Below are 8990 nucleotides of genomic sequence, written 5' to 3' on the forward strand. Positions count from 1 at the left end.
AGGCAGTAGATGACAAAGCGGATTCAGGTCGGCGGGCTTCAGGTGGCCAGCGTTCTCCACGAGTTCATCGAGAACGAGGCACTCCCCGGAACCGGCGTAGATTCCGCCGCGTTCTGGGCCGGAGCCGAGCAGGTCATCAATGACCTCACCCCGCGCAACCGCGCCCTGCTGGCCGAACGCGACGAGATCCAGGGCAAGCTCGATGCCTGGCACGCCGAGCACCCCGGCGCGAACTATGACAAGGCCGCCTATAAGAGCTTCCTCGGCGATATCGGCTATCTGCGTGCGGAACCGGCCGACTTCAAGATCGCCACCGAGAATGTGGACGACGAGATCGCCACCACCGCGGGCCCGCAGCTGGTGGTGCCGGTGATGAACGCCCGCTTCGCGATCAATGCCGCGAATGCGCGCTGGGGCTCGCTCTACGACGCGCTCTACGGCACCGACGCCATCTCCGAGGCCGACGGCGGCGAAAAGGGCAGTAGTTACAACCCGGTCCGCGGTGGGCGCGTGATCGAATTCGCGCGTAAGTTCCTCGATACCGCCGCCCCGCTGGCCAATGGCTCGCACCTGGCCTCGACGCGCTACGCCATCGATGGCGGCAAGTTGGCCGTCACGCTGAGCAACGACGAGGTCACCACGCTGGCCGCCGGCGGCGCGGAACTGGTTGGCTACCTGGGCGATCCGGCCTCGCCGACCTCGATCCTGTTGAAGCACAACGGTTTGCACGTCGACATCCAGGTCGACCCCGCCTCGCCGATCGGCAAGACCGATCCGGCCGGTGTCAAGGATGTGGTGCTGGAGTCCGCGGTCACCACGATCATGGACTTCGAGGATTCGGTCGCCGCGGTGGACGCCGAGGACAAGGTGCTCTGCTACCACAACTGGCTCGGCCTGATGAAGGGTGAGCTGGCGGAGCGGGTGACAAAGGGTGACAGGACCTTCACCCGCACCATGAACCCGGACCGCGTCTACACCGCGCTCGGCGGTGGCGAGCTCGTGCTGCACGGCCGCTCACTGCTGTTCGTGCGCAATGTCGGTCACCTGATGACCTCCGACGCGATCATCGATGCCGAGGGCAACGAGGTGCCCGAGGGCATCATGGACGGCCTGATCACCTCGCTGATCGCCAAGCACAGTCTGCTCGGCGATACCGAGCTCAGCCGCCCTGTCGGCTCCGCCTCCGACCATCCCGCTCGGCTGACGAACAGCCGCACCGGTTCGGTCTACATCGTGAAGCCGAAGATGCACGGCCCGGATGAGGTCGCCTTCACCAACGAGCTGTTCGGTCGGATCGAGGACGTCCTCGGTCTGACCCGAAACACCCTCAAGGTCGGCATCATGGACGAAGAGCGCCGCACCACGGTCAACCTGAAGGCCTGCATCCAGGCCGCCGCCGAGCGCGTGGTGTTCATCAACACCGGCTTCCTGGACCGCACCGGCGACGAGATCCACACCTCCATGGAGGCCGGGCCGATGGTTCGCAAGGCCGAAATGAAGACCCAGCGGTGGATCCTGTCCTACGAGGACTGGAACGTCGATACCGGTCTGGCCGCCGGCCTGCCCGGTAAGGCGCAGATCGGTAAGGGTATGTGGGCCATGCCGGATCTGATGCACGACATGCTCGAGCAGAAGATCGGCCACCCGCGCGCGGGCGCCAACACCGCCTGGGTGCCCTCGCCGACCGCGGCCACCCTGCACGCGACGCACTACCACCAGGTCGACGTGTTCGAGCGGCAGCAGGAGATCGCCGCAGGTGGCCGCCGTGCCACTGTCGACCAGATTCTGGAGATCCCGCTCGCGGCGAACCCGACCTGGACTACCGAGGAGAAGCAGGAGGAGTTGGACAACAACTCCCAGAGCATCCTCGGCTATGTGGTGCGCTGGATCGACCAGGGCGTCGGTTGCTCCAAGGTGCCTGATATCCGCGATGTCGGTCTCATGGAAGACCGGGCGACTCTGCGCATTTCGAGCCAGTTGATGGCGAACTGGCTGCGCCACAGCGTGGTCACCGCCGATGAGGTGGCGGCCAGCCTGGAGCGGATGGCACCGGTGGTCGACAAGCAGAATGCGGGCGATCCGAACTACCGGCCGATGGCGCCGGACTTCGCGAGCAGCGTCGCGTTCCAGGCGGCGAAGGACCTGGTGCTGGAAGGCACCAAACAGCCGAACGGCTACACCGAGCCGATCCTGCACCGGCGTCGGCGCGAGGCCAAGGCGCTGGCTTGTGTCTAAGACGTTGCGCGTCTGAGCAACTCGTGAATCCCCCGCCTGGGAACCTGCCGGGCGGGGGATTTGCTGTACCACACGACGGCCGCCGGCGGGGCGGATGACCGGTTTCGGCCCGTATAACGATCCGTTACCCTGGGCGCTGCACGAGATAGTCGGATGTGAGGAAGTTTTATGGGAAGCGTTGTCCTTGATGTATTCGCGCTGGTTATGAATCGCGCGGCTCAGTTCTGGAACTGGATGGCCACTGGTTCGGCTGGTTTCCCGCCGCTGTAGTAGCGGAGCTGAACGTCTGGTACGACGACCCCCGGTCCCGGCCCCTCGATGGGTGCCGAGGCCGGGGGTTTTCCTTTGCTCGGTGCGCTATCTCCGGTGAACCGATTCCCCTTCGGGGACAGGGCGGATCGATGTATCTTCTGTGGCATGAGCAGCGGTGGAGCGACCAATTCCGAAGGTTCCGCCTAGTTCCCGGACCCTGCGCCGAGTATCGGCCCCGTCGGACCGGGCGGCACCGAATACCGGCCCTGCCATGGTCCCCGGTACTGCTTCACCGAGAACACCTGCCCGTCAGGGTTTGGGTTGGATCCAAAGGGCTTCGGCGACGGCGCAGAGGTCGCCGGATGGGGTGGCGAGGGCTATGCCGACGGTGTGTTTGCGGCCCAGGTGGGCGATGGGCCACGCGTAGGAGATGTAGGGCGAGTCGGGGTAGATCGGCTGGAGCTGGGGCAATCCAGTCGACCAGCGCGATGTGCGCAGCGCGAGTCGGCTATTGCGGGGCCGGACCACCGAGTTCGGTAAGCAGCATGCTGATCACACCGACTTCCTGGCTCTGGCTCTGGAACATCGAGCGCGCGGTTTCCTTGACCGGGCCGGAGGTGAGCAGTTCTTCGACGGCACGAATCATCACCAGTCCGCCTTGGTGATGGCGGTACATCAATTGCAGGAATAGGATTCCGGCGTCGTGACCGCGGGCCGCGGCCAGGGCGTCGAGTTCGGCGGTGGTCGCCATACCGGGCATGGCATCGCTGGTTGGCTGACCCGCGGTCGGATGATGTTGCGAGACATCGGCATGCATCCATGCCATCGGATGTGACGACAGCGGCGACGTATCGGCTAACCGCAGCCAGCCGAGCAAGGTCCCGATCTCGATGCGCTGGGTGTCCGACAGCTGTTGCGCCAACCGCAGTACGGTTGGGTCCACGTCGCGATCCAAGCGTTGCACCATGATCAGCGCCTGCTGATGATGTGCGGTCATGTCCTGCGCGAATCCGATCTCTACCGCATTGAGAACTGGTGTGGCCGTGTGCTTTTCGGGCAGTACCACTGGGCGTAGCGCCGCCCCGAGCACCACCAGGACGAACGCGACCGAGGTGAGCGCCGCGATTCTGAACCAACGGGACACGGCTATGACCCGACGGTCGATTGCTGATTCTCGGGCACCGTATAGACATCGTTGTCCAGTCGCAGCACCATGAATCCGTTATCGGAGCAGGCGACATACAGCTGGTTGCCGCGCCACTCCGGCGGGGAGAAGCACCAATCGGTGGAGACGTCACCGAAGGCGAGGTTGCCGGTGCGCGGGGTCAGCGCGTCCGCGGGATTGAATTGGCCCTCCAACACCGCGCGTACGGCCGTCGGTGTGCTCATCAACGGCACGCCGATGATCGAAGCGAGGGCGTGCGGTGAATTCCACAGGCTCAGGTTCTGGCCGGTCCGTGCGGGCGGATTGAAGTAGGCGATCTCGCGGATATTCTGCGGATCTCCGACGTCGAAAACCCTGATGCCGGAGGAGATCCAGCCGCACGCGAGTGCGGTGGGGTTGTCCGGACGGTCGGCGGCACAGTAGTGCGATTCGTAGGCGAAGGCCGAACCGCCCATGGAACTACCGATATTGCTATCAATGTTCTGCGGGAGGTTGATCTCCAGCTTCACCTTCCCGGCGACCTTCGGCGCGGTGTCGTTGGAGATATCGATGAGTTTCACACCGCCCGAACCGCCTTCGTCGACGGTGTAGAGGTAGGGCTTGCCGTCATAGGTCACCGGGATGCTGTGCTGGGTGGCCCAGCCGTCGGTCCAGAAGGTGCGACCGATGTGGGTGACCTGCGGGTTGGGATCGCGGCGCTGAACCGCGCTGATATCGAGCACGGTGAATCCGCCGAGTGCGGAGAGGTACATGCGGTTGCCGTCCGGGCTGATACCGAAGCCGTGCGCCTCGATCCCGGTCAGCCCCTGCCAGATGACGTGCGGATTGGTCGGATCGGTGAGATCGACCGCGCTGACGAACCCGGGTGCGATGCCCGAGGCCCAGTAGGTGCGACCGTCGGGGGACCAGCCGCCCTCATGCGTGGTGATCGGCAGTGGCATCAGCAGATTCGTGCCCGGTCCCGGATTGAGCAGCTTCGGATACGCGCAATCGGAGACGTCGTATACCGACAGATAGCCGACGCCCTCGCCGACCGGCACACCGGTGCCGATCAGCAGTTTGCGTTCGGTATTGACCTTGAGGCTCTCCCAGGTGCCCGCGAGCATCGCCGGTTCGGTCAGGGTGACCGTCGGACGCGGGTGCACCGGATCGGAGACATCGAGTACCTGGACGCCGCGGCCCTCGCTGATCAGATCGCCGGGGAAGAACGACCCCATGTACGCGCAGTGGTCGAAGCTGGTGGAGGTGATACCCGCACCGCGTCCCGCGTAATTGCCGACCATCGATATATTGCAGGAGTAGCCCTGGGTGCTGCGCCGACTGTCGCGGTCGGCGGCCGGAACGTCGCCCTGCAGTCCGGTTTCCGGCATCGACCCCGGTCCGCAGTTCGCCCGAGGTACCGAGGTCCGGCCGACATCGAGGAATTCCTGGACCGCGGTGGCGATATCGGATTGCAGATCGGCCGATGCGCTGCTGGGCAACATCATCGCGGCCACGACCGTGACAGCAATCAAGGCCAATGGCCGGGCCCGGCGCAGTCTCAGCTTCAGGTGCATCGTTGCCGCCAACTCCCTCATCACGGTCACACGCCGACTCAGACGGAGCCTGCGCTGACTCAATGGTAGTAACAGCCAGTAACTTATCGGATGATTTGGCGGAAATGCCTGGTGATCGGCATGTTTCGCCGAGCGCTCAGCTGACGGGGAGCGCGTCGGCGTCGATTGTCAGCATCGACGTGCAGACATCGAGCAGGGACTGTCTGAGTCCCGCCGACCGTTCGGCCAATGTCGATTGCGCCCGGACGTATTCGGCACGCCCCGAAGAGGTTTCGATGCGAACCGGCTCGTAGCCATAGTCGGTGAGGTCGTATGGGCTGGCCCGCATATCGAGTTCGCGTGCGGCGCAGGCGAACTCGAAGTAGTCGAGCAGGAGGTCGGAAGAGATGAGCGGGGTCAGTTTGAACCCCCACTTGTAGATGTCCATATTGGCGTGCAAGCAGCCGGGTTGTTCCCGAGCGACCTGGTCGGCGCGGGTCAACGGTTCGGCGTTACGGCCGACCGCGTCCGGGGTGAAGAAGCGGAATGCGTCGAAGTGGGTGCAGCGCAAGGACATCGATTCGACGACCGCGTCGGTACCGGTACCGCCCAGGCGCAGCGGCACCTGTTGGTGGCGGATCTCATCGGTTTTGTACACCATGGCCCACTCGTGCAGGCCGAAGCAGGACAGCTGTGCCGGGCGGGATGCCGTCGCGCGCAGCAGTTTCGCGATGAACTCGATGGTTTCACGACGCTGCTGGATGAACGCCGGGTCGGCGGTGTAGACAACCGCGCCGGAACCGTTCGGCGCGATGCGGTGATACCCGCGAGCTCCGTCGTACTCCCGCGCGCCCGCCAGCGCGACACCGAATCCCGGGTGCCAGCGCCGGAGTTGGGCGGGCTTATGTCCGTAGTACGTGAACAGGAAGTCGATCACCGGATGTGCTGAACCCGCCGCGCGCCGTTCGAGATACGCTCCGACGAGCTCGTCCAGCCGAGCCCGGTGGGCGGCGGCCCTGGCCCGCCATTCAGACTCGGCCAGTACGATCATTCGATCACCCGGTGCGTCCCGTCGCGCACGGTGCCGACGAACTCTTCCACCAGATCCTCCAGCGCCACAATGCCCACCGTATTGCCGCGGGTGTCCACGACGCGGCCGAGATGGGAGTTGGTACGGCGCAAGCGGGCCAGCGCCTCGTACAGGGGCGTGCCGACGCTGACCGTCGGCAGTGGGCGAATATCCGTGCGCGGGATCGGCGTATTCGGTCCGGCGCTGTCGTCGGCGACCTTGTCGAGCACATCCTTCACATGCAGATACCCGACGAGCGAACCGTCGCTTGCGCGCACCGGATACCGGGAGAAACCGGTTTCGGCGACCGCGGTTTCGATATCGCCGAGCGTGGTGCCATTGCCGCGCAACGGAACCGAGCGGGTCGTCGCCAGCGGTACCATCACATCGCCCACAACGCGATCGGAGGTGCCGAGCGCCTGGGTGAGACGGCGGTGCTCCTCCTCGTCGAGCAATCCCTCCGAGCGGGATTCACCGATCATCTCGGCGAGCTCCACACTGGAGACCGTCGCCTCCAGCTCATCCTTCGGCTCGATCCGCAACATGCGCAGCGACAGATTCGCGGCGAGGTTGTAGAGGGCGATGAGCGGACGTGCCAAGCGCAACCACATCAGATGCACCGGAACCAGCAGCAGCGCGCTGCGTTCCGGTCCGGCCAGCGCGATATTTTTCGGAATCATCTCGCCGAACAGAATGTGCAGGATCACCACGATCGTCAGCGCGATGGCGAAGGCCACCGGATGCAGCAGCTGTTCGGGCAGACCGACCAGCTCGAACGGCCCCTCCAGCAGATGCGCGACCGCGGGTTCGCCGACCCGACCGAGCAGGATCGAGCAGATAGTGATGCCGAGCTGCGCGGCGGCCAGCATCATGGATAGGTTCTCACCGGCCCGGATCACCGTGTCCGCCTGGCGCTTTCCCTGGGCCGCGAGCGCTTCGAGACGGTCGCGGCGGGCGGAGATCAGCGCGAATTCGGCGGCGACGAAGAAGGCGTTGCAGGCCAGCAGCACCACCGTGAGCAGGACGCCGAGGACATCACCCATGGCTGTTCTCCTTCAGCGCGGCGGCCGCGACCGGGACCAGCCGGATCCGATCGATGCGTCGCCCGTCCATTCGTTCGACCTTGGCGATCCAGCCGCCATCCTCGTCGTTCGGATAGCGGTGCGAGGACCGTGGATTCGGCAGGATCACCTCGTCACCGGTGATCGGGATGCGGCCGAGCCGGGTGAGTACCAGACCGCCGAGGGTTTCGTATTCGCCCTCGGGCGCGTCGTAGCCGGTGGCCCGGGAGACCTCGTCGATCCGTAGCAGCCCCGAGCAGTCCCATCCGTCGGCGACCCGGCGGACATCGCGTTCTTCCTCATCGTGCTCGTCGCGGACATCGCCGAGGATCTCCTCGATGAGATCCTCCATGGTGACGATGCCCGCGGTGCCGCCGTATTCGTCGACCACCAGCGCGACCTGCATGCCATCGGCGCGCACCCGCTCGAGCACCTCGTCGCCGTCGAGGCTGGCGGGCACGATCGGCACCGGCCGGGCGAGCAGATTCAGCGGAATGGTGTTGCGAACGTTCGCCGAATGGGTGAACGCCTGTTTGACGTGCACCACGCCCAGGGTGTTGTCCAGATCGCCGTCGATTATCGGGAAGCGGGAGTAACCGGTGCGGCTGGCGGCTGCGATCAGATCGGCGATGGTGTCGGACTTGTCCAGGGATTCGATCTTGACCCGCGGTGTCATCAACTCCTCGGCGCTACGCTCACCGAACTGCAGCGAGCGATCGACCAACTGCGCGGTGCGGTGATCCAGCGCGCCGCGCAATGCGGATGTGCGCACCAACGATCCGAGTTCCTGCGGGGAGCGCGCCGAACGCAACTCCTCGGCCGGTTCCACGCCCAGGCGGCGGACCACCCAGTTCGCGGTGCCGTTGAGGAAGTGGATCATCCACTTGAACACCACCGAGAAGGCGATCATCGGGCCCGCGGTCACCCGAGCGGTGCCCAGCGGCTTCGAGATCGCGATGTTCTTCGGGACGAGCTCGCCGTAGACCATCGACAGCGAGGTGGCGAGCAACAGCGCCAGCGTGAGCGAGATGCCCTGCGCCGCACTCGCGCTCACACCGAGCGTGGTGAACAGCGGCGACAGCAGTCGGGCCAGGACCGGTTCGGCGATATAACCCGTGATCAGGGTGGTGATGGTGATACCGAGCTGGGCTCCGGAGAGCTGGAACGACAACGTGGTGTGTGCCTGCCGAACCATGCGCGAGCGGGCATCCCCGACCGTGCGCACATGCGATTCGACGGTGCTGCGTTCCAATGCGGTGAGCGAGAATTCGGCGGCAACGAACAATGCGGTGCCAACCGTGAGGGCGATGAACCCGATCAGGCTGAGCACGGTGAGCACGACGGACATCGTCAGCACCACCTGCGAGACGCGCGATGAGCTGAATCGGATCGGGCGGCTGTGGGACGGAGAGCGCCGGGTTTGTCACCCGGCTCGGTAGAGGAGCCCTCCTGTGCGGCGCCCTCGGACGCGGGTGACAACTTGTTCCTCTCGGCAAATGGTTTTGTGAAGCCGGAAACCGGCAACCCTTATGTTACCGGCCCACGCGCGTGCCTGCGTGGGCCGGTGTGCTGTGTCTGATTGCCGCGCCTTCGGCGCGGCGGGTTCGCGGCCCCCTGGTGTCTCGCGTCCGAGTCGTCGAGACTCGCGACTTCGTCGCATGCGCTTCGACGGC

The 8990-nt window shown here is 65.2% G+C and carries 7 protein-coding genes; 1 reads left to right on the top strand and 6 read right to left on the bottom strand.

What is annotated here, in order from left to right:
• Positions 1 to 9 precede the first annotated feature (9 nt).
• Positions 10 to 2235 (top strand): malate synthase G, encoded by a 2226-nt coding sequence (locus AB0J29_RS10135; protein WP_364782304.1) that lies wholly within the window; start codon positions 10 to 12, stop codon positions 2233 to 2235.
• Positions 2236 to 2796: 561 nt separating this feature from the next.
• Here AB0J29_RS10135 and AB0J29_RS10140 read toward each other — a convergent pair.
• From AB0J29_RS10140 to AB0J29_RS10165, 6 genes are all read right to left on the bottom strand, one after another.
• Positions 2797 to 2958: a hypothetical protein gene (locus AB0J29_RS10140; protein WP_364782307.1), complete on the bottom strand. Its 162-nt coding sequence runs from the start codon at positions 2956 to 2958 to the stop codon at positions 2797 to 2799.
• Positions 2959 to 2995: 37 nt separating this feature from the next.
• Positions 2996 to 3631 carry a DUF305 domain-containing protein gene (locus AB0J29_RS10145; RefSeq protein WP_364782310.1) on the bottom strand — a complete coding sequence of 212 codons (636 nt, stop codon included), beginning with the start codon at positions 3629 to 3631 and terminating at the stop codon, positions 2996 to 2998.
• Between the two features lie 2 nt (positions 3632 to 3633).
• The gene (locus tag AB0J29_RS10150; RefSeq protein ID WP_364782370.1) at positions 3634 to 5208 is read right to left on the bottom strand and encodes a hypothetical protein; all 1575 of its coding nucleotides are present in this window, start codon (positions 5206 to 5208) and stop codon (positions 3634 to 3636) included.
• 136 nt (positions 5209 to 5344) lie between these two features.
• Positions 5345 to 6238, bottom strand: coding sequence for a 3-methyladenine DNA glycosylase (locus AB0J29_RS10155; protein WP_364782313.1), 894 nt, complete (start codon positions 6236 to 6238; stop codon positions 5345 to 5347).
• Positions 6235 to 7299 (bottom strand): hemolysin family protein, encoded by a 1065-nt coding sequence (locus tag AB0J29_RS10160; RefSeq protein WP_364494772.1) that lies wholly within the window; start codon positions 7297 to 7299, stop codon positions 6235 to 6237. The genes AB0J29_RS10155 and AB0J29_RS10160 overlap by 4 nt, the downstream gene beginning before the upstream one ends.
• The gene (locus tag AB0J29_RS10165; protein ID WP_364782316.1) at positions 7292 to 8665 is read right to left on the bottom strand and encodes a hemolysin family protein; all 1374 of its coding nucleotides are present in this window, start codon (positions 8663 to 8665) and stop codon (positions 7292 to 7294) included. Before AB0J29_RS10165 ends, AB0J29_RS10160 begins: the two co-directional genes overlap by 8 nt.
• Positions 8666 to 8990: the final 325 nt, after the last annotated feature.

Origin of the sequence: Nocardia sp. NPDC049707, assembly GCF_040674855.1 — a bacterium.
Classification (GTDB): Bacteria; Actinomycetota; Actinomycetes; order Mycobacteriales; family Mycobacteriaceae; genus Nocardia.